The organism is Alteromonas sp. S167 (assembly GCF_036864375.1).
Classification (GTDB): domain Bacteria; phylum Pseudomonadota; class Gammaproteobacteria; order Enterobacterales; family Alteromonadaceae; genus Alteromonas.
The window spans coordinates 1-322 of the sequence record NZ_JAZETR010000046.1; the positions used below are offsets into that span (position 1 = coordinate 1).

A 322-nucleotide genomic window follows, 5' to 3' on the forward strand; every position below is an offset into this window, starting at 1 on the left:
GTAACCATTACTCCGAGACAACCTTGCCATAGCCTATTATTTTAGTTGCTTCTCCAATGTCCCATTTAAAACCAGGAGTAAATAGCTTTTCATCTTCTTTTGGTGCGTAGAACGAGCATATAGCTTTGCATGATTGGCCAGCAGCCAACCTGTCACAGTCTATGAAATCAAATTGTCCAATAACTGTATATTGGTTTTCACGAACCCAGTGATTTGGTCTTATTCCCGAGCTATAGCTACTGTGCTGATGCTTGGGAGCAGTATGCAACCCAAATTCGATTAACCTTTCAAAACTGATGAACTCAAAATCTACCATGGTTAC

At 40.4% G+C, this 322-nt stretch carries 1 protein-coding gene; it reads right to left on the reverse strand.

What is annotated here, in order from left to right; translation table 11 throughout:
* Positions 1-7: 7 nt before the first annotated feature.
* A partial coding sequence (locus V7R35_RS17845; RefSeq protein ID WP_334016234.1) for a hypothetical protein occupies positions 8-322 on the reverse strand: 315 nt, incomplete at its 5' end.